The following is a 25495-nucleotide window of genomic DNA, read 5'->3' on the forward strand; positions in this document are numbered from 1 at the left end:
GTGACAAGGCTTTCGAACATGTCCGACGAAACTCCCGAAATCGCCGCAGCAATTGCCCAGCCGATGCCGCTGGAACCCGAACTCGACGCAGCCCGCCAGGAACTGGTGGCGCTGATCGAGCACATCACCCAAGGCCAGGAAGGCACCGTCATCACCGCCGTGCCCGGCCTGCAGGTGTTCTGCATCCGCAAGCCCGAAGGGCCCAAGCACGGCTTCGCGTCCCCGGCGCTGGGCCTGATCGCGCAGGGCTCCAAGCGGATCATCGTGGGCGACGACATCTACGTGTACGACCCGATGCATTACCTCGTCACCTCGGTCGACCTGCCGGTATGCGGCCAGGTGTGCGTGACGAGCGAGAACGAACCGTACCTGGGCGTGCGGCTGGAGCTGGCCCTTGACGAGATCGGCGACCTCATCGGCGACGAGAAGCTGCCCGCCAAGGCCAACGCGCCGGCCTCGCGCGGCATGTACGTCAACCGCATCGCCATGCCCGTGCTGGAGCCGGTGCTGCGCCTGCTGCGGCTGCTCGACACGCCGGAAGACGTGCCCATCGTCGCGCCGCTCATCAAGCGCGAGATCATGTATCGCCTGCTGGTCAACGGCGAGGGCGCGCGGCTGCGGCAGATCGCGCTGCAGGACAGCCACACGCAGCGCATCACCAAGGCCATCAGCGCGCTGCGCATGAACTACGCCCAGTCGCTGCGGGTGGAAGACATGGCGCGGGCGGTGCACATGAGCGTGTCGTCGTTCCATCATCACTTCAAGGCCGTGACCGCCATGAGCCCGCTGCAGTACCAGAAGCAGCTTCGCCTGCAGGAGGCACGGCGGCAGATGCTGATTGCCGGCGCCGACGTGGCGAGCGCGGCGCACAACGTGGGCTACGAGAGCACCTCGCAGTTCGCGCGCGAGTACGGCCGCATGTTCGGCGCGCCGCCGCTGCGCGACAAGCGCCGCTGGCTCGGCGAGGCGGGCAACGACGCGATGGGCGCCGCGGCTTCGATGGAAGCGGCCTGAAGCACGGAGGTCGCAGGCAGGTTGCCTTCTAGCACTTGCTGCGATTTCTTGCGCTGACGTGACCATGCACGTCCGACGGAATTTCGCTATTGTTTTGTTCGCTGCAGCAACCCGCCCGTCCGGGCGGGAGAACTCAACAACACGGAGAAATGCATGCTTTGGGAAAAGAAGCTGGCGCAGTGGAGCGCCGCCGTCCGCGCACGCGCCAACCTGCCGGCGCGGCTCACCTTGTGGGACGGCCAGTCCTATGACTTCGGCAACTTCAGCGGGCCTTCGGTCACGCTGCACGTGAAGTCGCCGGCCGCGCTGTCGCTGATGCTGCAGCCCACGCTCGACAACCTGGGCGAGGCCTACGTCAAGAGCAAGATCGACATCGAGGGCAAGCTCAGCGACGTGATCGACATCGCCTACGGCCTCGCCAGGACGTCGATCGACAAGCCGAGCGGCGCGCTGCAGAACATGGCGCGCTACTTCACGCACACCAAGTCGTCGGACAAGAAATCCGTCCAGTACCACTACGACGTTTCCAACGAGTTCTATCAACTCTGGCTCGATCCGAACATGGTGTATTCGTGCGCCTACTTCGAGAACGGCGACGAAGATCTCGCCACCGCGCAGCTGAAGAAAATAGACCACATCCTCACCAAGATCGAACTCAGGCCAGGCCAGACGCTGCTCGACATCGGCTGCGGCTGGGGCGCGCTGGTGATCCGCGCGGCGCAGAAGTTCGGCGCGCGCTGCGTGGGCGTCACGCTGTCGCAGAACCAGTTCGACCTTGCGACCGAGCGCGTGCGCGCCGCGGGGCTGCAGGACCGCATCGAGATCCGCCTGCAGGACTACCGCGACGTGACCGGCCAGTTCGACCGCATCACCAGCGTCGGCATGTTCGAGCACGTGGGCCGCAAGAACCTGCCCGACTATTTCAAGCGCGTGCAGCAGCTGCTGGCCGACGACGGCGTGGTGATGAACCACGGCATCACCTCGTCCGACCCCGAGGGCGGCGGCGTGTCGTACGGCGGCGGCGACTTCATCGACCGCTATGTGTTTCCCAACGGCGAGCTGCCGCACATCAGCCTCGCGCTGCAGGCCATGCAGCAGGGCGGCCTCGAAGCCTTCGACGTGGAGAACCTGCGCCGCCACTACGCACAGACGCTGCGCTGCTGGAGCGACGCCTACGAAGCCAACAGCGAGAAGGCGCGCGCCCTGGTCGACGAGGAGAAGTTCCGCATCTGGCGCATCTACCTCGCGGGCTGCGCCTATGCCTTCGAGAACGACGACGTGGCCATCTACCAGATCGTCGGGCGCAAGGCGGGCAGGGTGGCGAAGACGCTGCCGTGGTCGCGCCGCTACATCTACGACAGCACTTCGGCACTGAATGGGGGCTGAGCGCAGGCGCATGGAGGCGGCACGAGAGCCTGAGTGCCAGACAGGGACTCGTGCCGTCTATAGCATGCACCGCTCATGACCTCCACGAACAGAACAACAAACCGCCCGCTGGTCATCGCCGCCATCATGGCCTCCATGGCGATGGTGGCCATCGAAGCCACCATCGTCTCCACCGTGATGCCGCAGATCGCCTCCGAACTGGGCGGTCTGCATCTCTACAGCTGGGTGTTCGCATCGTTCCTGCTGGCACAGACCGCGATGACGGTGGTGTTCGGCAAGCTCTCCGACCTGTACGGCCGCAAGCCCATCATGTTCGTGGGCATCGCGGTCTTCGTCATCGGCTCTGTGCTGGCGGGCTTCTCGGGGTCGATGCCGGCCATGATCTGCTTCCGGCTCATACAGGGCATCGGCGCGGGTGCGATCCAGCCTGTGTCGCTCACCATCGTTGGCGATCTTTATCCGGTGCGCGAGCGTGGCAAGGTGCAGGGCTGGCTTGCGAGCGTGTGGGCGGTGTCGGCGGTGGTGGGGCCGATGATCGGCGCGCTCATCGTGCAGAAGCTCTCGTGGGCATGGATCTTCTGGGTCAACGTGCCCATCGGCCTGGCTGCCGCGGCGGGCTTCTGGCTCTTCCTGCACGAGGCGCCTACGGTGCGGCGCTCGTCCATCGACATGGTGGGGGCGGTGCTCTTCACCATCGGCATCGCGGCGCTGATGATTGCGCTCACCGAATTCGGCGTGGGCAACTCGGGCGTGGCGCTCGCGTGGGCCGGGTTGTTCGTTGTCACGCTCGTACTGTTCATCGCGCAGGAGCGCCGCGCGGCTGACCCGATGGTGTCGCTGCGCCTGTGGGGCGCACGCATGATCGCGACCGTGAATGGCGCGGCCATGCTCGCCGGCATGGTGCTGATCGGCATCACCACCTTCCTTCCGATGTACGTGCAGGTGGTGCTGGAGCGCTCCTCGGTCACGGCCGGCCTCACGCTCACGATGGTGATGCTCGGCTGGCCCATCGGCGCGACGCTGACCTCGCGCACTTTCCATCGCATCGGGCTCTGGCGCATGGTGGTAGCCGGCGCCGCGCTGATTCCGGTGGGCACCTCGACGTTCGCTCTGCTGGGCTCTGGCAGCTCACCGGTGCTTCCCGCAGTCGGCTCTTTCATCATCGGCCTTGGCATGGGCGTGATGAGCCTGAGCTCGCTGATCCTGATCCAGGAAGGCGTGGAGCTTTCGCAGCGCGGCGTTGCCACGGCCTCGAACGTGTTCTCGCGCAACCTCGGCAGCGCGCTGGGCGCGGCCTTCTTCGGCGCGGTCTTCAATTTCGGGCTCACGCATGGCGATGGCCGGCCGATGTTCAGCGACGAGCAGCTGCGCATGCTGCTGCAGGGCGTGCACGGCTCCGTCGCAGGGGATGCGGGCATCCGGCTCGCGCTGGGCGGCTCGCTGCATCTCACCTTCCTGATGATGCTCGTGGTGAGCCTGGGCGTGATCGCCCTGGCCTTGCTGCTGCCCAAGGAAGGGTTGGAGAACCACTCGGTCGGGGCGGGGAAGCCCGCGCCGAAGTAGCCCGCCCAGGTAGCCCGCTTCAGGGCGCCTGAAGCGACTTCTTCATGTACGCCAGGTAGAAGCCGGGCGCGTAGTCATCGATGCGGGCGTATTCCTCGTAGCCCTGCTTCAGGTAGAAGCCGCGCGCCTGCCATTCGAAGGTGTCGAGCTTCGCATTCGTCGCGCCCAGCGCGACGGCCTGCCGCTCGGCTTCGGCCAGAAGGCGGCTGCCGAGGCCCGCGTCCCGGGCGTCTTCTTCCACGAAAAGCACTTCGATGTTGAGCCAGTACAGGAAGACGAAGCCGCGCAGCCCGCCCAACAGGCGGCCGTTCTGATCCCTCGCGTTGAGGCGGATGTACTTCTGCTCGGGATACTCGCCGACGAAGCCGTAGTTGTAGTGGCGCAGCTTGCGGCCGAGTTCGCCAGAGCGAAGCTCTTCGTCGGTGGCCGGCGAGATGGTGATGTTCATGGCGGTCGCTACCCCGGTCTTGCGGAGGCGGCATTCTGCCCGCGCCTGCGCAAGCCGCATATCGATTCACGCTTTCCTTCTTTGCGCCTCGCGTTCCCCATCGATATGTTTCCGTGCCGTATACGCACGCCTGTGCCGTGGGCATGATTGCGTCCGCGCGCCTGCACGGGCATCCTCGAAAAAAACACCTCCATTCATCCACAGTCACGACACGCCCATGACCTACCACGCCGACTCCAAGCGCTACGACGCCATTCCCTACCGCCGCGTCGGGCGCAGCGGGCTCGTGCTGCCCGCCATCTCGCTCGGGCTCTGGCACAACTTCGGGGACACCACCTCCATCGCCACGCAGCGCCAGCTGTTGCGCACCGCCTTCGATCTGGGCATCAACCACTTCGACCTGGCCAACAACTACGGCCCGCCCTACGGCAGCGCCGAGACCAACTTCGGCCGCCTGCTGCGCGAAGACTTCAAGCCGTACCGCGACGAGCTCATCATCTCGAGCAAGGCCGGCTGGGACATGTGGCCCGGCCCCTACGGGCAGGGTGGCGGTTCGCGCAAATACGTGCTCGCGAGCCTCGACCAGAGCCTGAAGCGCCTGGGCGTGGACTACGTCGACATCTTCTATTCGCACCGCTTCGATCCGCACACGCCTCTGGAGGAAACGGCTTCAGCGCTGGCCCAGGCCGTTCAGCAGGGCAAGGCGCTGTACATCGGCATTTCTTCTTACTCGGCCGGCAAGACGCGCGAGATCGCCGCGCTGCTGCGCGAGTGGAAAGTGCCGCTCTTGATCCACCAGCCGGCCTACAACCTGTTCAACCGCTGGATCGAGAAAGACCTGCTCGATGCCACCGGCGAGCTGGGCGCGGGCGTCATCGCATTCACGCCGCTCGCGCAGGGCCTGCTGACCGACAAGTACCTCAACGGCATCCCGGCCGACGCGCGCATCAACCGGCCCGGCGGCGGGTCGCTGAAGCAGGAGCACCTGTCGGAGGCCAATGTCGAGCGTGCCCGCGCGCTCAACGAGATCGCCCGTCGTCGCGGCCAGACGCTGGCGCAGCTCGCTCTGACGTGGACGCTGCGCGACCCGCGCGTCAGCTCGGCGCTGATCGGCGCGAGCCGGCCCGAGCAGATCGTCGACAACGTGGCGGCGCTGTCGCATGCGCCGCTGAGCGCGGAGGAGCTGGCCGAGATCGACAAGCATGCGGTGGAAGGCGGCGTGAACCTCTGGGAGAAGCCTTCGACGGACTTCGCCTGAGCCGGGCTCATTGCGAACCGCATCAGGTAACTTGGAATCCGTCTTTGGAAAAAGCAGGTGCGCTTTGCAGAATCGGGCGAAGCATTCATCCGATTCCGATTCCGATTCCGAGTCTGTCCTGCCATGCAACTGCGCACCCACTACGTTTCCCCGGCCGCACAGGCCCATCATGTTCTCGCCGTGACGGCCAAGGCCTGGCGCGTTCCACCAAGTTCGCCGCACGCGGTGGCGCGCCGGGCGCCCTACGGCCATGTGCCGGTGAGGGCGCTGCGGCGGCTGCATGCGGCAGCCTTGCTGACCCTGCTGCCGCATTCGTGGTGAGCCGGTGCCAGGGCCCTGAACCTGGATGCAGAGAGGGAGAAGAAGGATGAGATGCTGATCGTTCTCGGTGGCTTGCCTGGCACTGGCAAGTCCACCATCGCGCGCGAACTCGTCGCGCACCTTGGCGCGGCGTACCTGCGCATCGACACCATCGAGCAGGCGCTGCGCTCGACTGGCGCGTTGGCTGGTGACGTAGGGCCGGTCGGCTACGTCGTGGCCTGTGAACTGGCCCGCTCCAATCTTTCGCTCGGGCAGGCGGTCGTGGCCGACTGCGTCAATCCCTTGCCCGTTACCCGCGAGGCATGGCGTGCCGTTGCGGCGGATGCCTCTTCGCGCATCGTCGAGGTCGAAGTCGTCTGCTCCGACGTGGCCGAGCATCGGCGCCGCATCGAGCAGCGCAGCATCGATGTGCCGGGCCTTGTGCCGCCGACCTGGGAGGCCGTGCAGCGGCACGACTACGCGCCGTGGAGCACGCAGTGCCTCGTCGTCGATACCGCGATCGTCGGCGTGCCAGAAGCCGCGCAGTTAATTCTTTCGCACGCACGCGACTGAGCATCCAGCAGATATCGATATAGAAATTCGGCGCAAGCGATGCGCGCGATGCCCAAGAGAATTTGAAGCAATTCTTTCAAGGGCTTTTCCCGCCGCACATCGTGTCCTATTCGCTGTCCCTGCTCGACAAGAGCCTGATTCCCGAAGGCGCCGACGCCGCACAGGCGTTCCAGCACACCATCTCGCTTGCGCAGAGCGCCGAGCGGCTGGGCTACCGGCGCTACTGGCTCGCCGAGCATCACGGCAACAGGAACTACGCGGGATCGGCACCCGAGGTGCTTGCAGCGCATGTGCTTGCCAAGACGTCACGCATCCGCGTGGGCACCGGCGGCGTCATGCTGCAGCATTACAGCCCGTTCAAGGTGGCGGAGACTTTCCGCGTGCTGGCCTCGCTGGCACCGGGCCGCGTGGACCTGGGCATCGGCAAGGCGCCCGGCGGCCCGCCGCTGACGAGCAAGGCGCTGCAGTGGCTGCACGATCCGGAAAAGAAGAAAGCAGAAGACTTCGGCGTGCGCCTGTCCGAGCTCGATGCCTTCCTGCATGACGGCATCGCCTCTGGCCACGAGCTGGCAGGTGCCGCCGCCACGCCCAACCCGCCGCAGTTGCCGCAGCGTGTGCTGCTCGGCGGCAGTTCCGAGAGCGCGGTGCTCGCGGCGCGCCTCGGCTGGCAGTTCGTCTATGCGGGGCATTTCAACGGCGACCCGGTGAATCTCGCGCAGTCGCTGGAGGCCTATCGCACGGAGGCGGGGCGCGCACCCTTGCTCGCGCTCTTCGCCTTCGCCGCCGAGACGCACGAGAAGGCAGCCGAACTCGTCGGCGCCTTGCGCAGCTTCCGCGTGCACTTGCCGACGGGCCAGAGCGTCAACCTGCCGAGCCTCGAAGCCGCGGCCGAGTTCGCGCGCCAGGCCGGCGTCAGCGACTACCGCACCGAAGAACGTCGCCCCCACGTGATCGCCGGCACCGGCGAAGAGGTGCGCGATGCACTCGACGCACTGAGCGAGCAGTACGGCATCGAGGAGTTCGTCATCGACATCCCGGTGGCCGGCTTCGCTGAGCGCCATGCATCCGTCGAGTTGCTTGCGAAGGCGCGCGAGACGGCTGCAGTGCCGGCCTGAGTCTCCCTGTTTTCCTTTTCCTTTCCATCGAGCGAGCGATCGTCATGAGCGACAACAACATCAGGTTCGGCGTCATGCTGCAGGGCGCCGGCAGCCACATGAACTCCTGGAAGCATCCGGGCGGGCCGGCCGATGCCAGCGTCAACCTCGACTTCTTCGTGCGCACCGCGCAGAAGGCGGAAGCGGCAGGCATCGCCTTCGCGTTCGTGGCGGACGGGCTCTACATCAACGAGAAGTCGATCCCGCATTTCCTCAACCGCTTCGAGCCGATCTCGATCCTCTCGGCGCTGGCGACCGTGACCTCGAAGATCGGCCTCGCGGGCACGATCTCCAGCTCGTACAGCGACCCGTTCACCGTGGCGCGCCAGTTCGCCTCGCTCGACCTCATCAGCGGCGGCCGCGCTGGCTGGAACGTCGTGACCACGCCGCTCGAAGGCAGCGCGAAGAACTACAGCCGCGCGCACCCCGAGCACGCGCTGCGCTACGAAATCGCCGACGAATACCTGGCCGTGACGCAGGGCCTGTGGGACAGCTGGGACGACGACGCCTTCGTGCGCGATCGCGAGAGCGGCCGCTTCTTCGACCGCGACAAGCTGCACACGCTCGATCACAAGGGGCGTTTCTTCCAGGTGGCGGGGCCATTGAACATCCAGCGCTCGCCGCAGGGCCAGCCGGTGATCTTCCAGGCCGGCTCGTCGGACGCGGGCATCGGTCTGGCCGGCAAGTACGCGGATGCGGTGTTCACGCATTCGCCCTCGCTGGAGGACACGCGCAGCTTCCTTCGCCAGGTGAAGGCCAGTGCGGTCGCGCAGGGCCGGCAGGCCGGCGACGTGAAGATCTTTCCCGGCATCGGCCCCGTCGTCGCCGCCACCGAGGAAGAGGCCGAGGCCAAGTACCGCGCCATCCGCGAGCTGCTGACCATCGAGGAAGCGCTGGCCTATCTCGGCCGCTTCTTCGACCACCACGACTTCAGCCAGTACCCGCTGGATGCACCGTTCCCCGAACTGGGAGAGATCGGCCGCAACAGCTTTCGCTCGACTACCGACCGCATCAAGGCCAACGCGAAGGCCAAGGGCCAGACGTTGCGCGAGGTGGCGCTCGAAGTGGCCACGCCGCGCACGCAGTTCGTGGGCACTGGCGAGCGCATCGCCGACGAGATCATCCGCTGGGTGGACGAGGGCGCGGCCGACGGCTTCATCCTCGGCTTCCCGGTGCTGGGGCAGGGCCTGGACGACTTCATCGAGTTCGTGATTCCGGTGCTGGAGGCGCGCGGGCGCTACCAGCGCGAGCTGCCCGGCCAGACGCTGCGAGACCACCTGGGGCTGCCGCGCAAGGCGAGCCGCTACGTGACCCAGGAAGTCACGCCAGCAGTGCAGAAGGCTGCCTGATGAGCGAACAGTTCCTCTACACCACGCCGCTCGACCCGCGCGCGAAGCCGCTGATCGAGGGCCTGACCTTCGAGTACGACAGCCGCTATGGCGACGTGATGCGCGAGCCGGGCCAGCCGCGCGAGATCGACCGCTATCCGGCAGAGATGTTCGCGCCGGCGCGGGGCGGCAACTTCGTGCTGCTGCTGCGCGACGGGGTGGCGATCGGTGGCGGTGCGTTCATGCGCCATGACGAGCGCACGGCGGAGCTCAAGCGCGTGTGGACGCACAGCGAGCTGCGGCGCCAGGGCCTGGCCAGCAAGGTGCTCGCCGAGCTGGAGGCGCAGGTGCTGCGGCAGGGCTACGAGCGCATCTACCTGACGACAGGCTTCCGCCAGCCGGAGGCCGTGGGGCTGTATCTGGGCCATGGCTACACGGCGCTGTTCGATCCGCCCGTCGACCCCGAGACACCGCGCAAGCTGCCATTCGAGAAGCACCTGGACACCGGGCGCAATCACGTCCGTCCCGTCGCGCAGCAGATCGAGGCGGTGCAGCGATGAACACCACCGTTCTGGACGCCGCCGCCGAGCCGCGAAGCCCCGCGCCGGTTCGCGCACCGCAGCGCGCCGTGCCCGCACCGGCTCCCGCCAACGGCGACTACTCGCACTTCCGCGTCGTGCCGGCCCGCTACCCGGCGCGCACGGCCGGCACCGTCTTCGCGCTGCTGGTCATCGGCATCGTGCTGCACTCGACGCTCACCAATCCGCGCTGGGGCTGGGGCGTGTTCGCGCAATGGTTCTTCGCCGAGCCGGTGCTCGCGGGCCTGGGCCGCACGCTGCTGCTGACAGCGCTGGGCGCGCTGCTGGGCTTCTTCTTCGGCACAGCCCTGGCACTGGCGCGGGTGTCGCGCTCGCCGCTGCTGGAGCGGCTCGCATGGGTGTTCACCTGGCTCTTCCGCTCGGTGCCGGTGATCGTGCTGCTGCTGATCATCAACAACCTCGGCTACCTGTACGAGACGGTGACGCTGGGCATTCCGGGCACCGACGTCACCTTCTTCTCGTACCCGACCACGCAGCTCATCAGCCCCTTCGTGGCGGCGCTGCTGGGCCTCACGCTGAACCAGGCCGCCTTTGCATCGGAGATCGTGCGCGGCGGCATTCTCTCGGTGGAGCAGGGGCAGCTCGAGGCGGCGGCGGCGCTGGGGCTGTCGCGCACGCGGCAGTCGTTCCGCATCGTGCTGCCGCAGGCGATGCGGACCATATTGCCCACCGCCTTCAACGACATCATCGGGCTGGCCAAGGGCACGTCGAACCTCTACATCCTGGCGCTGCCCGAGCTGTTCTACACGATCCAGATCATCTACCGGCGCAACCTGGAAGTGATTCCGCTGCTGATGGTGGCGACGGTGTGGTACCTCATCATCCTCACGGTTCTGTCGGTAGTGCAGCACTACGTGGAGCGGCATTTCTCGCGCGGCGCGCTGCGCAATCCACCGAACTCCTGGCTTGGCTGCGTGGTGCGCGGGCTGTGGCGCTCGAAGGCACCGACAGCGGTGCCGGTGGCCGAGGCGCCTGCCGCCGATGCCCCCGCGCAGGTGCCGCGTTGGACCGATCCGCTCACGCAGGGCGGCGAGGTCACGATCCACGGCGTGTCGAAGAGCTTCGGTGCGCTCAAGGTGCTCGACAACGTGACGCTGACGGCGCCGCAGGGCAGCGTGACGGTCATCCTCGGCCAGTCGGGTTCGGGCAAGTCGACGCTGCTGCGCGCCATCAACCACCTGGAGCGCGTGGACGACGGCTTCATTGCCATCGACGGCGAGCTCATCGGCTACCGCCGCGACGCGGACACGCTCTACGAGCTGCACGAGAAGGAGATCCTCAAGCGCCGCGTCGACGTGGGCATGGTGTTCCAGAACTTCAACCTGTTCCCGCACCTCACGGTGCTGGAGAACATCGTCGAGGCGCCGGTGTCCGTGCGCGGCCTGCCGCGCGCCGAGGCCGAGGCGCTGGCCTCGGAGCTGCTGGTGCGGGTGGGCCTGGGCGACAAGACGCATGCCTATCCGCGGCAGCTTTCGGGCGGGCAGCAGCAGCGCGTGGCCATTGCCCGCGCGCTGGCGCTCAGGCCCAAGGTGCTGCTGTTCGACGAGCCTACCTCGGCGCTCGATCCTGAACTGGTGGGCGAGGTGCTGGCTGTCATCAAGGAGCTGGCGCGCTCGGGCACCACGCTGGTCATCGTCACGCACGAGATCGGCTTTGCCCGCGAGGTCGCCGACACCATCGTTTTCATGGAGCGCGGCCGCATTCTCGAGACCGGCTCGCCCGACAAGGTGTTCAACGCGCCGGAGCATCCGCGCACAGCCGAGTTCCTGGCCAAGGTCCTTTGATTTTTTCCTTTCCTACTGCATCGCCCCAATGACCCATCGACGAAACATCCTGTTCGTTCTTCTGGCCGCACTGCTCGTGCCGCTCGCCGCATCGGCCCAGCCGGCTCCCGACCTGAGCCCCGAGCAGCCCGGTCGCCCGCGCGCGCAGAAGATCGACGAGGCCGTTCGGCTCGCGAAGGACTTCAAGTTCCAGAAGGAGGGCGTGCTCGTCGTCGGCACCACCACCGGCCGCCTGCCGTTCGCCGCCTACGCGACCGACACGAAGACGCCGGTGGGCAACGCCCCCGACATCGCGCAACTGGTGGCCGACAGCCTCGGGCGCAAGCTCGAGCTGGTGTCCACCGCCTGGGCCGACTGGCCATTGGGCCTGCAGTCGGGCAAGTTCGACGTGGTGGTCTCGAACGTGACCGTGACCGAGGAACGCAAGGAGAAATTCGACTTCTCCACCTATCGCAACGACCAGCTCGGCATCTACGTGAAGTCGGACAGCAAGCTCGGCGCGATCAGGGAGCCGAAGGACATCGCGGGCCTGAAGGTGATCGTCTCCGCCAGTACCAACCAGGAGCAGATTCTTCTGCGCTGGAACCAGCAGAACGTGGCGGCCGGGCTGAAGCCGGTGGAGATCCAGTACTACGACGACGATGTAGTGCAGCGCCTGGCCATCCAGTCGGGGCGCGCCGATGCGTACCTGGGCCCGAACGGCATCGCGGCCTACGAGGCGCGCGACGGCAAGACGAAGCTTGCCGGCCTGTTCTCGGGCGGCTGGCCGCTGAATGCCGAGATCGCCGTCACCTCGCGCAAGGGCTCGGGCATTGCCGAGGCCGTCACGCTGGCGCTGAACACGCAGATCAGGAACGGCAACTATGCCAAGGCGCTGTCGCGCTGGAACCTGGAGTCCGAGGCCATCGAGGTCGCGCGAACCAACCCGCCGGGCCTGCCGAAGAAATGACGGCCATGGCTCTCTTCAAGCACTCCTGGATGGTGCTCGGCTTCGTTGCGCTCACGTTGATCGCCGGTGCGGCCCACGCCGCCGACAAGTTCGACTTCAGCCTCGAGCAGCGCGGCCGCCTGCGCGCGGGCAAGGACGCCGGGGCCGTCAACGCGATTCCGCCGAGCTTCAAGTTCGTGAAGGAAGGCGTTCTGACGGTCGCCATCGCACCGTTCGCGCCGCCCATCTCGACCTACGCCTCCGACGCGAAGACGGTCGTCGGCTTCGACCCCGACTTCGCGCTGCTCATCGCCGATGCACTGGGCCTCAAGCTCGACCTGCAGCCCATCGCCTGGGCCGACTGGCCGCTGGGCCTGAGTTCGGGCAAGTACGACGCGGTGATCTCCAACGTCGGCGTGACGGAGCAGCGCAAGGAGAAGTTCGATTTCTCGACCTATCGCCTTGGCCTGCACGGTTTCTACGTGCGCACCGACAGCGCCATCAAGTCGATCCGCGAGCCGAAGGACGTGGCGGGCCTGAAGCTCACGACCGGCGCCGGCACCAACCAGGAACGCATCCTGCTGGAGTGGAACCGGCAGAACGTCGCGGCGGGCCTGAAGCCTGTCGAGATCCAGTACTACGACGACGATGTGACGCGCACTCTTGCGGTGGTCACCAGGCGGGTCGACGCCAACTTCAACCCGAACGCGCCGCAGGCCTACGAGGCCGCGAAGAACGGCCAGATCAGGCTGGTCGGCACGGTCAACGCGGGCTGGCCGCTGAAGTCGGACGTGGCCATCGCCACGCGCAGGGGCAGTGGCCTCGCCGTGGCGCTGACCACGGCGGCCAACAACCTGATTCGCAACGGCACCTATGCCAAGGCGCTCGCGCGCTGGAGCCTGGCGGAAGAAGCCTTGCCGAAGTCGGAAGTCAATCCGCCCGGCCTGCCGAAGTTCGCCCCATGAGCAGCACCGGCATCCGTCATCTCGCATTCCTGACGCCGGGCAATTACGCCGAGGGCGCCCCGCTGGCCGGCATCGAAGCCGCGCTGAAGCTCTTCGAGTTCGGCGAGAAGCTGGGCTTCGACGGGGCATGGGTGCGCCAGCGCCACCTGGAGCGTGGCGTGTCGTCGGCCGCGACCTTCCTGGCCGCCGCCACGCAACGTACGCGCCGCATCGAGTTGGGTGCTGCGGTGATCCAGATGGGGTACGAGAACCCGTTCCGCCTTGCCGAAGACCTGGCCACGGTCGATGTGCTGTCGCGCGGCAGGCTGCAGGTGGGCCTGAGCGCGGGCGCGCCGCTGCATGGCGCCTTGCTCGGCAACCGCTTCCAAGACGCGGCACCGAACACCGTCGATTTCACGCACAAGCGCGTGGGGCGGCTCAAGGCCAACCTGGAAGACGTGCTGCTGGGTGACGACGAGACGTTCATCGAATCCGCCGGCGGGCGTGTGCGGCCGCGCGTGCAGCCGCATGCGCCGGGACTGATCGACAGGCTCTGGTACGGCGGCGGCTCGCTGCGTTCGGTCGAATGGGCCGGGCGCAACGGCTTCCACCTGCTGCTGGGCAACGTGCTGTCGGGCGAAACCACCGACGACTTCCTGCAGGCGCAGCTGGGTCTGATCGAACGCTACCGCGCCAGCGAAACCGGCGGACGCAGGGGCAGGGTGGCGCTGGGCCGCGTGATCGTTCCGCTCGATGGTGCGGATGCCGCCACGCGCAAGCGCTACCGCGAGTTCGCGGCCGGCCGGGTCGAACGCACGCTGGCGCCGCAGGGCGAGCGACGCACGCTGTTCGCGGGCGATCTCGTGGGCACGTCCGACGAGATCCTGGAGCGCCTGCGCCGCGACCCGGTGCTGCCGCATGTAAGCGAACTGCGGGTGGAGTTGCCCTACAACTTCAGCAGCGGGGAATACGAACAGATATTGACCGACCTGTCGCGCCGCATCGCGCCGGAACTCGGTTGGCGCGCACGCTGAGTTGGAGAAGGAAGTGAGAGGAAACAGGAGTTGAGTTCGAGGTGAGTCGGAGTCGGGTCGCGTGCTTCTCGCAACCCGATGTACGGCTTTGGGCGGGCCCTCGGGCCCGCTTTTTTTAGCCTTGCGCGGTGGACACACCCAGCAGGTAGTCCGTCACCTCGTCCGAGAACACATACCGCCGCCCGCCGACGAGCAGCCAGTCCGGGCTTGCGGGATCGGGCCGCGCGGCGGGCATGCCGTGGGCGACGAGTGCCTGGGCGCAGCCGAGCCAGTCGCCTTCGCCGTCCGGTGGTTCGTTGCACGAAGCCCACGAGAGACCGCCGCATGCGTTGTCGCCGAAGCCGTGCTGTTCTTGCCAGCTTGCGCCGTGCTCCAGCAGGAAGCGGACGAGTCCGGCGTCGCCGCGGAACACGGCCTTGTTGAGCGCCGAGGCGTCCCAGTCGCCGCCGCGGGTTGCGATGGGCCAGCCGAGTTCGACCATCAGCTTCACGGCGCCGGCGCAGCCTTGAGCCGCGAGCTCCGGCAGCTGGCGCAGTTGCGCTTCGGAGAGCGTCCCGACGATGCCGGGGTGGGCGGCCAGGATGCGGCGCGCGGTGGCCTCGTCGCCCTGCGCGCAGGCTGCGACGAAGGCTTCGGCCACGGGAAGCGGGGTGTCATCGCCGGTGGGCTGGAGAAGGTGCGCGACTTCCGGCAGCCCGAAGCGCAGGGCCGCCGTATAGGCGCTGATGCCATCGCTCGTCGTGACCGAAGGGTCCGCGCCTGCCGCCAGCAGGGCCTCGATGTGTGCGGGGGACTTGCGCCGACGGATGGCCCACAGCAGCAGCGAACCCCAGTCGGAGGTGGGTGGGCCCATCGGCGGTTCGTTCGCATTGCCGCCGTGCGCGAGCAACAGCCGGAGCGTTTCCACGTCGTCGAGATCGAGCACGCGATAGAGCGCGTTCGTGCCCGCTATGCGCGCACCGGCGTCGAGCAGCAGCTTCGTGCAGGCCGGGTTCTCCAGCGAGTGATAGAGCGATTCGCCGTCGTTCGGATCGGCGCCCGCATCCAGCAACAGTTTGGTGAGTGCGGGGTCGTGGTTCTGGCCGGCGGCACCATACAGCGCCGAAAGCCGCTCGGTTTCGGTGGGCGTCTCGAGGGAAGCAGGCGGCCAACGGTTGCCGACTGACTGGTTCGGGTCCGCGCCTGCGTCGAGCAGCAGCCTTGCGCAGGCAAGCAGGCGTTCGCGGAAATCGGGCAGCTTCAACAGGCTCGAATGGGCCACGGCAACGAGCGGCGGCAGTGCCAGCGGGCCACTCGGTCGGTTCACCCACGCGGGGTCATGCGCGATGGCTCGGCGCAGCGGCGCTTCATCGCCGATCGCGCAGGCAAGGCTCGGGTCGTCGCCGAGCAGGCCGGGGCTTTCCTCTAGCAGGCGAAGGGCCGCTGCGGGCCGCGCGCGATTGTTGCCGCCGGCGATGTCGCCCGCGTAGACGAGGCGCAGCCAGTAGAGGACGGCCTTCGCGGGGTCTTCGGCCTGCGACCGTCGCGCGAGAACGAAGCCCTGCAGGTCGGCCCAGGATGCGAAGCCGTATTCGCGCGCCAGGCACGACTGGGCGTCGTGCAGGCGCAAGCGGAGTGCCGCTATCTCTGCATCGCTCCTGCCTGCGGCGGCTGGCAGGGCATCGCGGAATCGGGCTGTGGCGGCGGGGTCGTTGCTTCGATGGAGAGCAAGCAGCTCCTTGGCTTGCTTCTTCAAGTGGCCCTGGTCGGGCCGGGCGGGCATGCGCTTCATGTGAACCTCCGTGCATCAGGTGCCGATGACCCGCAAATCCGGCTGCACAAAAGGCGCTTGGATCGTCAAATGAAGGCAAGTGGGTTCAACCCTTCCCGCGGGTCCGGGCGCGGCTTGCAACCGCGGCCCGCATCTTAGCGCGGGGCCGCGGGCTTCAAGCCTGCAGGACGACCGGACCGGCTTCCGCGTCGTTCATCGCCGCCGACGGGTCGCCGCCGCTGGAACGCCAGCTCAGCAAGCCATGCTTCATCGCCTCGCTGATTGCCTGTGTACGCGATTTCACGCCCAGCTTGCGATACAGGCTCTTGAGCTGAGCCTCGATGGTGTTGATGGAGCGGTGCGTGGTTTCGGCGATCTCGCGATTGCTCCATCCGCGCGAGACGTACCACAGCACCCTGAGCTCACGTGCGGACAGCAGTGCCTTCGCTTTCGCTTTTTTCGCAGGTGCGAGAGGCCGGATGACCCCCACGTCGACGTCCATTGCCGCAGGCGCCGGGTGCGCGGGAAATGCAATGGGCCTGAGGATATCGTGCGCCAGCCGCGCGGCGGCCGATGCATTGCCCTGCTCGATGGAGTGCAGCAGCGACGCGAGCTCCGGCTCGCTGACCTTCGTGAACAGTTGGCACAGCGCGTTCGCGACCGCCGCGGCGCTGGCAGCGCGTGCATCGGGTTCGTCGTGGTCCGTCACCAGATGGAGTTCGGGTGGCTGCAGCCTGTGCGCGGCGAGGTTTGCTAGAGAAGAAGAGAGCGGCATCTTGAAGCAGGTTGCTTCGATGCAGGTGGCATTCGGGAAGCCGGTGCACGCACCAATCAAAGCGAGGACGATCGTATTAATTACGACCACCAAGCGCAGCCTGTTTCGCGGTGCGGATGTGTCGTGCTTCACATCCGCGCGCAATCAGCCTGCGATCAGCGCGCGGGCCCCGGCTCCGTGCGCAGCTGTTCCCTGAGGATGCGCCGTATCTCCAGGATGGCCAGCGGGTTCTCCTGCACGCTGTGCGCCGACGGGATCACCAGCTCCGATGCCGCGCCGTCCAGGTGCGCGCTCTCGTACGGCACGATGCCATCGCTCGACAGCGCCTGCGCCACGCCGGGCGTGTCGTTGCCGATGATCGAGTGGAAGCGCACGCGCGGATTCATCGGCAGCCCCGACGACAGCCGCACGAACGGGTCGCGGTCGCTCAGGTTGTCGATGCTGTTCGGAATGCGCAGCGTGCCCTGGTCCTGCCGGGCGGGCGCGATGCGGATCAGCTCGCGCGAGATGTCGCTCAGCTGCCCGAGCATCGCCACCGGCAGCGTGATGAGGTTGGCCACCCAGCGCGAGATGCGGTTGTTGGCGAAGTCGGTGCCGCGGTGCGGCGAGGCGATGAAGATCGCGTCGCTCACCTGCGGCAGCGGCTCGAAGCGCAGGTAGGGGGCGAGCTTTTCCTCCATGCGCCGCTGCTGTGCGCCCTGCATCGGGTAGCTGGCGAGCAGTGCGTCCCAGAGCTTGTCTTCCGACGAAGACACCATCAGCCGCGACAGCACGCCGCCCATGCTGTGGCCGATCAGCGTGATGTTGTTCGAGGCGGGAGCCTTGCCCGTGGGGTCGAAGTGCGCCAGCGTTTGCGTGACGGCTTCGCGGATCGCGAAGTTGTTGATCGGCAGCGGCGCGTTGGTCGGGTAGTAGACCTGCCAGATCTGGTAGCGGCGGCGCAGCGTCTCGTCGCCGAGCACTTCGTTGGCCACGTTGATCCATGCCTCGGGGCTGCTCGCCAGGCCGTGCAGCATGATGACCGTGCGGCGGTTCGGGTCGTAGGGCTGCATCAGGTAGATGCGCGGCTGCGTGAGCCCGTCGCGGCCGCCGAACAGGCTGCGCAGCGCCTGCAGCGCGAAGTCGGAGCGCGCGAGCCACAGGCCGTAGCCGGAGGTGAAGTTCGCGGCCAGCGGCACTTCCTGGCCGGCCAGCTGCGCGTTGGCGGTGCGGTACGGGTCGTAGGCTGCGATTCGCAGCGTGCGCGTGTTCAGCACCTCGGCGAGGCTGGCACCGTCGAACAGCAGCAGCGCGGTGACGGCGGGGAAGGGCATCTCGCGATACGGCGGGCGCTTGTCGGCCTGATCGGCCGGGGCGGCCGGATCGATCCGTGGTGCTTCGTCGTCCGTGCGCTTGCTGTCGGCCGCCACCAGCTCGGCACCGAAACCGTCGCGCCGGTAGGTGTTGCGCAGGCCGGAGAAGGTCAGCGAGGCGGCAGGGATCAGCTCGTCGGGCAGCGGCGTGTCGGCGGGCAGGCGCAGGCCCGAGACGTCGGTCTCGATGCGCCAGTCGCCCACCTTGGGCATTTCCGGCTGTGTGGCATTGCGCGAGCCGTTGCGCCGGATGCCGTGGAACAGGCCGGTGATGGCCTGCTGCACCGCGTAGTTGTAGTAGTCGCGCACCTGTGTCTGTCGGTCCTCGAAGGCTCGGTCGCGCGGCTTGCGGGCGGTGAAGAAGAGGTAGGCATAGGCGTGGCGTGCCGTCTCGAACCAGGCTTCGATGGCGGTGGCGTCGGTCGCGGTGCCGCCCTTTTCTGCCGCGAGCGCCACCTGGAGCCAGACTTCCGACAGCGCGGAGAGGCGCTGCTCGTCGCTGAGGCCCGAGGAGTCGGCCAGTGCGTTGCGGCAGGCCTGGCCGTCCTTGCGGCACAGGTCGGCGTCGGAGCCGATCACGCGCAGCACTTCCTCGGCCGAAGTGCTGAGCCGGCCGGTGGTGAGCACGTCGCCGCGGCGCTGCGCGAGGTATTCGGCCGGCGAGATCGAGCCGACCTTCACGCCCGCACAGCCGGCCAGCAGGACGGCGGCACACAGAAGCGCCGGAAGGGAGAGAAAGCGAGCGCGCATCACTGTGTCGCCTTGAGCGTGTCGACGCCCGGCAGGCCCTGGCGGATCGCCTGCGAGAAGTTCGTGCCCGGCGGTGCCTTGTCGGTGGCAATGGCCCGGTCGGTGATGCGGCCGGCCGCGCGCAGCGCTTCCATGCTGTAGCCGGGCGCGAGGCCGCCCACGTCGAAGAGGTAGTCGGGCAGGTAGCCCGAGGCCAGCAGCCGCCAGTCCATCGGCAGGCCGGGCACGATGCGCTTGGCCAGCGCGTACACGATGGTGGTGCAGTTGGCGGTGATCGTGTTGTAGAAGCTCGGCGCGCGCACCAGCGCGGCGCCTTCGCCGAGGTAGGCGAGGAACAGCGAGCGCATCTCCTGCTGCGGCAGGCGCACGCGGTACATGTAGACGTCTTCGTCGCGCACATTGGTGCGCACTCGCAGGATGTCGTGCTCGTCGGCTGCGACGAGGCTGGTCTCGAACTGCTTGAAGAAGCCGCCGACGGAGGAGAAGCTCTCGCCGCGTTCCTTGCGGATCTCGATGGAGAAGGTGACGAACTGCCCGTCGTCGAAGCCGAAGGACACCAGCGTGTGCGCGATGGCCGGGCCGGTCCAGTACGAGAGCGACACGTCGACAGAGCGCAGGCGGTCGAGGTCGTAGCTGCGCGTTTCCCAGCGCTGGGTGTAGTCGGTGTCGCTGCGCCACTCGAAGTTGCGCACGTTGTCCATCGTGACGATGCTGCCATCGACATGGGCATGCAGCTGGCGCGACACGTCGTCGGCCCACACGCGGTTCTGCGAAGGCAGGATGGTGCCCCACCAGCCGAGCAGCAATGCGAAGCCGACGATGTAGGAGAGCAGGGCGCGTGCGAGCCGTCCGCGCCACAGCAGCACGATGGCCGCAAGGCTGAAGGCGGCCCACAATGCGCCCGCACCGGCTTTGACGGCGACCGGTCCCGGGAACTGGTACCAGAGCGCAAGGCAGGCCCACATCGCCGAGAGCAGCACGACGAGCGATGCCGCGAGGCGGCCGAGAAAGCGCAGGATCATTCGGGTCAACGGAAAGTGAGGCGCGATTATCCCCGCCCGTGTCGCGCCGGCTCCTGTCCCGGCCGGTGGCTCGGAGCGGGCCGCGCCCTACAGCATGTAGGTCACGAGCTTGAAGTCCGGGTCTTCGGGGAACGGCTTCACGCTGAAGCCCAGCCTGCGTACCAGCTTCAGCATGTCGGGGTTGTTGGCCAGCACCAGGCCGTCGATCTCGGCGAGGCCCTTGTCCCGCGCCACGTCGATGATGCTTTCCATCAGCCGCGAGCCGATGCCCTTGCCGCTGAATTCGTCGGCCACCACCAGCGAGAACTCGCAGCTGGTCTGGTCGGGATTGGTGACATAGCGCGACACGCCTACGATGCGCTCGCTCTCGAGCACGGTGCCGTCGGGCGACACGCTGCGTTCCATCACTATCGCCACCAGCGCCATCTCGCGGTCGTAGTCGATCAGCGTGAAGCGCGAGAGCATCGACGGCGGCAGCTCGTGGAAGCGCGAGACGAAGCGGAACCAGCGGCTCTCGGGCGACAGGCCCTGCACCAGCGCCTGCAGCATCTGCGCATCGTTGGGGTGCACCGGCCGCACGATGTAGATGCCGCCACCGGTGCCTGGCATAGGCCATTCGCGCCGGTAGCGCGCGGGGTACGGCATGATGGCCAGGTGCTGGTAGCCGTTGACCGCGTTGCTCACATGCGCCGCCACCGCCTGCGTGCTGCTGCCGACCACGATGCGCGCATCGACCGAGATGGCGCCGTTCTCGTCCACGATGATGGGGTTGATGTCCATCTCGCGCAGCTCTGGCAGCTCGCACACCATTTCCGACACGCGCAGCAGCAGGTCTTCGAGCGCTTCCATGTCCACGGCGTTGGCACCTCGCCATTCGCCCAGCGTCTCGGCCACGCGCGAGCGCTCGATGAGCCGGTGCGCCAGGAACTGGTTGAGCGGCGGCAGCTCCATGGCGCGGTCGTTCATCAGCTCGATCATGGTGCCGCCCGCGCCGAACACGATGACCGGGCCGAAGGGCTCGTCGGTGACCATGCCCACGTAGATCTCGCGCCCGCGTCGCGCGCGCACCATCTTCTGCACCGTCACGCCGTTGATGCGCGCCTCGGGCGCGAGGCGGGCCACGCGCTCCATCATCTCGACGTAGGTGTCGCGCGCGGCGGTGCCGTTGAGCACGTTGAGCGCCACGCCTTCCACGTCGGACTTGTGCGGAATGTCGGGCGAATCGATCTTCAGCGCGACCGGAAAGCCCAGCTGCGTCGCGATCATCATCGCCTCGCTGGCGCTGCGCGCGAGCAGCGTGCGCGTGATCGGAATGTGGAAGGACGACAGCAGCGACTTCGACTCCATCTCCGTCAGCACATGGCGCCGCTCGGCCAGCACGCTCTCGATGAGAAGCCGCGCGCCCTCTATGTCGGGCTTGGCCAGCGCCGACAGCGGCGGCGGCGTCTGCTGCAGCAGCTGCTGGTTCTGGTAGAAGGCCGCGATGTTGCCGAAGGCGCCCACGGCGGCTTCGGGCGTGCGAAAGCTCGGGATGGTCGCGTCGGCCAGTACCGTGCGTGCCTTGCCGACCGACGAGTCGCCCATCCAGCAGGCCAGCAGCGGCTTGTTCATCGGCCTCGGAATGTCGGCCAGCGCCTTTGCGGTGGCGGCTGCATCGGCGCCCGCTTTGGGCGAGAAGATGGCGAGCACACCGTCGACCTGGCTGTCGGCCGAGGCTGCCTCGATGGCGGCGCGGTAGTGCGCAGGCTGGGCCTCTTCGGAAAGATCGATCAGGTCGGCCAGCGAAGCGAGCGGAGGCAGGGTGGGCTGAAGCACCTTCTGCGCGGGCGCCGAGAGCTTGCCCAGGTGGAGCCCGATCTCGTTGATCCAGTCGGCTGCGAGCACGCCCGGCCCGCCGCCGTTGGTGACCACGGCGAGCCGCTTGCCCACCGGCCGGTAGCGCGAGGCCAGGCATTTGGCGGCGGAGAACAGCTCGACGAAGGAGCGCACGCGAACCGCGCCCGCACGGCGCAGCGCGGCATCGAACACATCGTCGCTGCCCACGATGGCCGCGCTGTGGGTCTGCGCGGCCTCGTTGCCCGCCGGCTTGCGCCCGGCCTTGAGCACCACCACCGGCTTGGCATGCGAGGCCGAGCGCAGCGCGCTCATGAAGCGACGCGCATCGGCTATGCCTTCGAGGTACACGATGATGCTGTGCGTAGCCTGGTCGTTGGCGAGGAAGTCGAGCACCTGCGGAATGTCGACCGAGGTATGCGGGCCCAGCGACACCACGCTCGAGAAACCCACGCCGTTCTGGTGTGCCCAGTCGAGCATCGAGGCCGTGAGCGCACCGGACTGCGCCACCAGCGCGAGCGGTCCGCTCCTGGCCAGCGGGCCGGCCACGCTGGCGTTCAGGTGCAGCAGCGGACGCTGGAAGCCCAGCGAATTCGGCCCCAGCAGGTGCACGCCCTCGCGGCGCGCGATCTTGCGCCACTGCGCCGCCTGTTCGGCACCGATACCGCTTGAAAGAACCACCGCCGCCTTGCAACCGATGCGCCCGGCGATTTCGAGCGCGGCCGCCACGTCGCCCGGCGCCAGCGCGATCAGGGCGAGGTCGGCATGGGTCTGCGCCAGTTCCTCGAGCGTGCCCTTGGTGCGCACGTCGAGGAAGCGCAAGGTGCCGTCGAAGCGGTCGGCGCGGAAGGCCTCACGCAGCGTGCGGCCGGCCGGCGTCTGCCCGCCCGGGCCGTCGGCATTGCCGACGAATGCCACGATGGAGGCGGGCGCGAAGAGCGGGGTCAGGAAATGCTTGTCCATGACCCCCGAGTCTGCACCGTTCCGCGTCTTTCGGGGATGGTTGGGCGGAGTGTTGACCTAAGTCATGACGTGGTCAGCGCGCATGGCTATATTCAAGGCTCCATGCAAAAACGTATCGGCGTGATATTCGTCTCCCGACGAAATTCATTGCGCAGCATCCTGGCCGAAGCGTGCCTCGCGCACCTGGACCCGAAGAGGTTCTCGGCGTCTTCCTGCGGACAACCCGGACAGGTCGTCCGCGAGTTCCATCCTGCTGCCGTTGCCGCGCTGAAGAGCGCGAGCATTCCCGTTCCCGAGCGGCTGCCGCGCAGCTGGGACGAGCTGGTGCGCGCGAATGCCTCGGCGGCGGATTTCGTCATCACCCTCGACACCGCCACCGAGCAGCGCCAGCCGCGATGGCCCGGCCAGCCCGATGCGGCGCTGTGGGAATACCCCGACGTGGCCGGCGGCGCCAACCCCGACAAGGTCGCACACGACGCGGTCCTGACGCTGTTCTCGCTGCGCCGCAGGCTCGAACTGCTCGTGAGTCTGCCGATGCAGGGGGCCGACCGGTCGGCCGTGCGGTCCGATGTGCGGGACCTGGGTTACCTTCGATAGTCTGCCGGTAGCTCATTCCGATACCACCGCTGATCGAGCCCGGCAATCGCGAGCTGCCGACGGATGCTCGGGCCGATTCGAAACTTCACGACAGGACGACCCGATGGACGTGGTGCTCGTACACGGCATCTTCAACAACGGCAATATCTTCAGGCGCATGGTGCGGGCGCTCGAGGCGGACGGCCATCGCTGCTGGGTGCCTTCCCTCAAGCCCGCCGATGGCCGCAAGGGAATCCATGACCTTGCGTGCAAGCTCAAGGCCTACATCGACGCGCACGTGGAGCCCGATGCGCCGATCGCCATCGTCGGCTTCAGCATGGGCTGCATCATTGCGCGCCAGTATCTTCAGGTGCTCGGCGGCATCGCCCGCGCCCAGGCACTCTTCGCCATCGCCGGGCCGCATGAAGGGACCATGACCGCCTATGCCTACCCCGGCCGTGGCGCCAGGGACATGCGGCCGCGAAGCCCCTTGCTCGAGAACCTGAGGAAGACCGAAAGCTGCCTGGACGGACTGAAACTCTTCACGTACTGGACGTCCCTGGACATCACGATCCTGCCCGCCACGAGCAGCAACTGGCGACGCGCCGCGAGCAGCCTCGATGCGCGCGCCTGGTTGCACCGGCTCATGCCGGGCGATGCGAAGGTCTGCGCCGACATCACGCGCCGCGTGTGCGCGCTGTGACGAGGCGTCGATGCCGCCTCACTCCAGCGTGAACCCGATCTTCAGCGTCACCTGCCAATGCGCCACCTTGCCGTCCACCACGTGCCCGCGCGTCTCTGTGACCGTGAACCACTGGATGTTGCGTACCGTCTCGTGCGCCTTGGCAATGGCGGTCTGCACGGCGTCCTCGATGCTGGTCGGGGAGGAGCCCGTCAGTTCGAGCGATTTGTAGACGTGATTGGACATGGCGTCTGTCTCCTTCTGGGTTGACGGGCGAGGGGCCCGGAAAACATCGTAGTCTTGTTGCGGGCGTCAGTGGACGAATCCGCCCTTGATGAAGCGCACGGGCTCGGCGTCCATGCGGGCGATGAGGGCGCCGAGGCCGTCCGGAGCCAACGGCCGCGTGCCGGACGATGGAGTCTGTTCGGTGCGGCACAGCAGGTCGTCGTCGCTCCATGCGCCCTTGCCGGGTTCGCCGCGTGCGCGCAGCCAGCCGTCACGGTCCACGATGAACTGGGTGCCTGCGAGTTGCGTGGTCGCGGCAATGAGCGAGAAGGCGGCCCACGCGGCGGGCGAGGCGGCGGTGCAATCACCAGACCGGGATGCGCTGACCCCGGCGTCCGGCGCGAGAGTCACGGTGACGAGGCGTGGGTCGTCCAGCGGCGTTGTGTCGTCGCCGGCCGCCACGATCCGCACGCGCTGCCCGCGCCAGCTGCCCAGCCTGCGCGGCGGCTTGCTGCCGCATTGCACGGTCACGTCCGGCGGTGCGATCGGCTGGGTCCACAGGCCGGCCGCGCGCAGGCTTTCGCCGGCGCCCTGGGCTTTCATGAAATCGATCAGCGCCCAAGCGTCCGCATCGCTCAGCGTGGAGCCGAAGCCGGGCATCGTCGTGTTGCCGCGCCGGTCGCGCATGCCGTTCAGCAGATGCCAGAGCAGATCGCCATCGGTGCGCCGCCACAGCAGCGGGCCGGAGAGGTTGGGCGGCCACACGGGCTGTGCGGAAGCCAGCGGGCCTTGCCCGCGCCCGTCGGTGCCATGGCAGGCCACGCATTGCGCCGCGTAGAGCCCGCCCCCGCGCGCGATGCTCTCGGCCGTGAATCCTGTTGGAGACGACTGGAAGCTCGTCGGGTACGCGGGCACCAGCACCACGTTGGCCTCGGGCCAGGGTGTCGCGACCACCAGCAGTGCGGCCAGAACCGCCTGCCAGACACGACCCCGGCGCCAGAGCAGGGCGAGCAGCAGGACCAGCAGCGCTACCGAAAGAAGCACCACCGTGAGCCCGAGCCTTCGCGCCTGCCCGAGATCGATCAGCAGGTTCTCGCCCGACAGCCGCAGCGCCCACGGCCATGCCGGCTGGCCGTGCGCATGCGCGACCAGCCCCAACGCATCGAGCACGCGCAGCAGCTGCAATTGCGCACCCTGCAGCAGGCCGATCAGCAGGTTGAGCCAACCGGCCTCCGGCGGACCGCTCATGTCAGG

The 25495-nt window shown here is 67.6% G+C and carries 23 protein-coding genes; 15 read left to right on the forward strand and 8 right to left on the reverse strand.

All coding sequences use genetic code 11. The features are described 5' to 3' along the window. Positions 1–18 precede the first annotated feature (18 nt). The 3 genes from EJO71_RS22635 (at position 19) to EJO71_RS22645 (ending at position 3963) form a co-directional block, all read left to right on the forward strand. A complete protein-coding gene (locus EJO71_RS22635) occupies positions 19–1014 on the forward strand; it encodes an AraC family transcriptional regulator (RefSeq protein ID WP_125950904.1) in 996 nt (331 codons plus the stop codon). Between the two features lie 153 nt (positions 1015–1167). After that, a complete protein-coding gene (locus EJO71_RS22640) occupies positions 1168–2400 on the forward strand; it encodes a cyclopropane-fatty-acyl-phospholipid synthase family protein (protein WP_125950905.1) in 1233 nt (410 codons plus the stop codon). Between the two features lie 75 nt (positions 2401–2475). Continuing rightward, positions 2476–3963 carry an MFS transporter gene (locus EJO71_RS22645; protein WP_125950906.1) on the forward strand — a complete coding sequence of 496 codons (1488 nt, stop codon included), beginning with the start codon at positions 2476–2478 and terminating at the stop codon, positions 3961–3963. Positions 3964–3982: 19 nt separating this feature from the next. Here the strand turns inward: EJO71_RS22645 and EJO71_RS22650 are convergent, their stop codons facing one another. Further along, on the reverse strand, positions 3983–4411 hold the full coding sequence (locus tag EJO71_RS22650; RefSeq protein WP_125950907.1) for a GNAT family N-acetyltransferase: 429 nt from the start codon (positions 4409–4411) through the stop codon (positions 3983–3985). 217 nt (positions 4412–4628) lie between these two features. On the opposite strand from EJO71_RS22650, the gene mgrA reads away from it, so the two are divergent. The 10 genes from mgrA (at position 4629) to EJO71_RS22700 (ending at position 14313) form a co-directional block, all read left to right on the forward strand. Continuing rightward, positions 4629–5669, forward strand: coding sequence for an L-glyceraldehyde 3-phosphate reductase (gene mgrA / locus EJO71_RS22655; RefSeq protein WP_125950908.1), 1041 nt, complete (start codon positions 4629–4631; stop codon positions 5667–5669). A gap of 123 nt (positions 5670–5792) precedes the next feature. Further along, positions 5793–5990: a hypothetical protein gene (locus tag EJO71_RS22660; protein WP_125950909.1), complete on the forward strand. Its 198-nt coding sequence runs from the start codon at positions 5793–5795 to the stop codon at positions 5988–5990. A gap of 51 nt (positions 5991–6041) precedes the next feature. Then, a complete protein-coding gene (locus EJO71_RS22665) occupies positions 6042–6542 on the forward strand; it encodes an AAA family ATPase (protein ID WP_125950910.1) in 501 nt (166 codons plus the stop codon). 101 nt (positions 6543–6643) lie between these two features. Then, a complete protein-coding gene (locus EJO71_RS22670; RefSeq protein WP_125950911.1) occupies positions 6644–7657 on the forward strand; it encodes an LLM class flavin-dependent oxidoreductase in 1014 nt (337 codons plus the stop codon). 44 nt (positions 7658–7701) lie between these two features. Next, positions 7702–9045, forward strand: coding sequence for an LLM class flavin-dependent oxidoreductase (locus tag EJO71_RS22675; protein ID WP_125950912.1), 1344 nt, complete (start codon positions 7702–7704; stop codon positions 9043–9045). Continuing rightward, positions 9045–9584, forward strand: coding sequence for a GNAT family N-acetyltransferase (locus EJO71_RS22680; protein ID WP_125950913.1), 540 nt, complete (start codon positions 9045–9047; stop codon positions 9582–9584). Before EJO71_RS22675 ends, EJO71_RS22680 begins: the two co-directional genes overlap by 1 nt. Further along, positions 9581–11407, forward strand: coding sequence for an amino acid ABC transporter permease/ATP-binding protein (locus EJO71_RS34965; RefSeq protein ID WP_125950914.1), 1827 nt, complete (start codon positions 9581–9583; stop codon positions 11405–11407). The genes EJO71_RS22680 and EJO71_RS34965 overlap by 4 nt, the downstream gene beginning before the upstream one ends. A 28-nt stretch (positions 11408–11435) precedes the next feature. Continuing rightward, positions 11436–12356 carry an ABC transporter substrate-binding protein gene (locus tag EJO71_RS22690; RefSeq protein WP_125950915.1) on the forward strand — a complete coding sequence of 307 codons (921 nt, stop codon included), beginning with the start codon at positions 11436–11438 and terminating at the stop codon, positions 12354–12356. Continuing rightward, a complete protein-coding gene (locus tag EJO71_RS22695) occupies positions 12353–13300 on the forward strand; it encodes an ABC transporter substrate-binding protein (protein WP_125950916.1) in 948 nt (315 codons plus the stop codon). Before EJO71_RS22690 ends, EJO71_RS22695 begins: the two co-directional genes overlap by 4 nt. Beyond that, a complete protein-coding gene (locus EJO71_RS22700; RefSeq protein ID WP_125950917.1) occupies positions 13297–14313 on the forward strand; it encodes an LLM class flavin-dependent oxidoreductase in 1017 nt (338 codons plus the stop codon). Before EJO71_RS22695 ends, EJO71_RS22700 begins: the two co-directional genes overlap by 4 nt. Before the next feature lie 115 nt (positions 14314–14428). Here EJO71_RS22700 and EJO71_RS22705 read toward each other — a convergent pair whose 3' ends face one another. From EJO71_RS22705 to EJO71_RS22725, 5 genes are all read right to left on the reverse strand, one after another. Beyond that, complete coding sequence (locus tag EJO71_RS22705; protein WP_125950918.1) at positions 14429–16084, reverse strand: ankyrin repeat domain-containing protein; 1656 nt, start codon at positions 16082–16084, stop codon at positions 14429–14431. Between the two features lie 154 nt (positions 16085–16238). After that, on the reverse strand, positions 16239–16970 hold the full coding sequence (locus EJO71_RS22710) for a LuxR C-terminal-related transcriptional regulator (protein ID WP_125950919.1): 732 nt from the start codon (positions 16968–16970) through the stop codon (positions 16239–16241). A gap of 23 nt (positions 16971–16993) precedes the next feature. Continuing rightward, positions 16994–18940: an alpha/beta fold hydrolase gene (locus tag EJO71_RS22715; protein ID WP_125950920.1), complete on the reverse strand. Its 1947-nt coding sequence runs from the start codon at positions 18938–18940 to the stop codon at positions 16994–16996. Further along, positions 18940–19971 (reverse strand): DUF4105 domain-containing protein, encoded by a 1032-nt coding sequence (locus EJO71_RS22720; RefSeq protein WP_125950921.1) that lies wholly within the window; start codon positions 19969–19971, stop codon positions 18940–18942. The genes EJO71_RS22715 and EJO71_RS22720 overlap by 1 nt, the downstream gene beginning before the upstream one ends. Before the next feature lie 78 nt (positions 19972–20049). Then, on the reverse strand, positions 20050–22758 hold the full coding sequence (locus EJO71_RS22725; protein ID WP_125950922.1) for a GNAT family N-acetyltransferase: 2709 nt from the start codon (positions 22756–22758) through the stop codon (positions 20050–20052). Between the two features lie 102 nt (positions 22759–22860). Here EJO71_RS22725 and EJO71_RS22730 point away from each other — a divergent pair, with 102 nt between their 5' ends. After that, the gene (locus EJO71_RS22730) at positions 22861–23355 is read left to right on the forward strand and encodes a protein tyrosine phosphatase (protein WP_125950923.1); all 495 of its coding nucleotides are present in this window, start codon (positions 22861–22863) and stop codon (positions 23353–23355) included. Positions 23356–23458: 103 nt separating this feature from the next. Next, positions 23459–24037 (forward strand): alpha/beta fold hydrolase, encoded by a 579-nt coding sequence (locus tag EJO71_RS22735; RefSeq protein ID WP_164546877.1) that lies wholly within the window; start codon positions 23459–23461, stop codon positions 24035–24037. Between the two features lie 18 nt (positions 24038–24055). Here EJO71_RS22735 and EJO71_RS22740 read toward each other — a convergent pair whose 3' ends face one another. Together EJO71_RS22740 and EJO71_RS22745 are read right to left on the reverse strand one after the other, a co-directional pair. After that, on the reverse strand, positions 24056–24262 hold the full coding sequence (locus EJO71_RS22740; protein WP_070735159.1) for a dodecin: 207 nt from the start codon (positions 24260–24262) through the stop codon (positions 24056–24058). 66 nt (positions 24263–24328) lie between these two features. Further along, entirely contained in the window at positions 24329–25489 is a 1161-nt protein-coding gene (locus EJO71_RS22745; protein ID WP_125950925.1) for a cytochrome c, read from the reverse strand. Between the last annotated feature and the right edge of the window lie 6 nt (positions 25490–25495).

Source organism: Variovorax sp. 679 (genome assembly GCF_003952185.1).
Taxonomy (GTDB): domain Bacteria; phylum Pseudomonadota; class Gammaproteobacteria; order Burkholderiales; family Burkholderiaceae_C; genus Variovorax.

Coding starts and splice junctions, on each gene's coding strand:
- EJO71_RS22700 (WP_125950917.1), top strand. CDS start 13,297: ATGAGCAGCACCGGCATCCGTCATCTCGCATTCCTGACGCCGGGCAAT.
- EJO71_RS22740 (WP_070735159.1), bottom strand. CDS start 24,262: ATGTCCAATCACGTCTACAAATCGCTCGAACTGACGGGCTCCTCCCCG.
- EJO71_RS22660 (WP_125950909.1), top strand. CDS start 5,793: ATGCAACTGCGCACCCACTACGTTTCCCCGGCCGCACAGGCCCATCAT.
- EJO71_RS22640 (WP_125950905.1), top strand. CDS start 1,168: ATGCTTTGGGAAAAGAAGCTGGCGCAGTGGAGCGCCGCCGTCCGCGCA.
- EJO71_RS22730 (WP_125950923.1), top strand. CDS start 22,861: ATGCAAAAACGTATCGGCGTGATATTCGTCTCCCGACGAAATTCATTG.
- EJO71_RS22665 (WP_125950910.1), top strand. CDS start 6,042: ATGCTGATCGTTCTCGGTGGCTTGCCTGGCACTGGCAAGTCCACCATC.
- EJO71_RS22645 (WP_125950906.1), top strand. CDS start 2,476: ATGACCTCCACGAACAGAACAACAAACCGCCCGCTGGTCATCGCCGCC.
- EJO71_RS22745 (WP_125950925.1), bottom strand. CDS start 25,489: ATGAGCGGTCCGCCGGAGGCCGGTTGGCTCAACCTGCTGATCGGCCTG.
- EJO71_RS22650 (WP_125950907.1), bottom strand. CDS start 4,411: ATGAACATCACCATCTCGCCGGCCACCGACGAAGAGCTTCGCTCTGGC.
- EJO71_RS22705 (WP_125950918.1), bottom strand. CDS start 16,084: ATGAAGCGCATGCCCGCCCGGCCCGACCAGGGCCACTTGAAGAAGCAA.
- EJO71_RS22675 (WP_125950912.1), top strand. CDS start 7,702: ATGAGCGACAACAACATCAGGTTCGGCGTCATGCTGCAGGGCGCCGGC.
- EJO71_RS34965 (WP_125950914.1), top strand. CDS start 9,581: ATGAACACCACCGTTCTGGACGCCGCCGCCGAGCCGCGAAGCCCCGCG.
- mgrA (WP_125950908.1), top strand. CDS start 4,629: ATGACCTACCACGCCGACTCCAAGCGCTACGACGCCATTCCCTACCGC.
- EJO71_RS22680 (WP_125950913.1), top strand. CDS start 9,045: ATGAGCGAACAGTTCCTCTACACCACGCCGCTCGACCCGCGCGCGAAG.
- EJO71_RS22735 (WP_164546877.1), top strand. CDS start 23,459: ATGGACGTGGTGCTCGTACACGGCATCTTCAACAACGGCAATATCTTC.
- EJO71_RS22725 (WP_125950922.1), bottom strand. CDS start 22,758: ATGGACAAGCATTTCCTGACCCCGCTCTTCGCGCCCGCCTCCATCGTG.
- EJO71_RS22690 (WP_125950915.1), top strand. CDS start 11,436: ATGACCCATCGACGAAACATCCTGTTCGTTCTTCTGGCCGCACTGCTC.
- EJO71_RS22635 (WP_125950904.1), top strand. CDS start 19: ATGTCCGACGAAACTCCCGAAATCGCCGCAGCAATTGCCCAGCCGATG.
- EJO71_RS22695 (WP_125950916.1), top strand. CDS start 12,353: ATGACGGCCATGGCTCTCTTCAAGCACTCCTGGATGGTGCTCGGCTTC.
- EJO71_RS22715 (WP_125950920.1), bottom strand. CDS start 18,940: ATGCGCGCTCGCTTTCTCTCCCTTCCGGCGCTTCTGTGTGCCGCCGTC.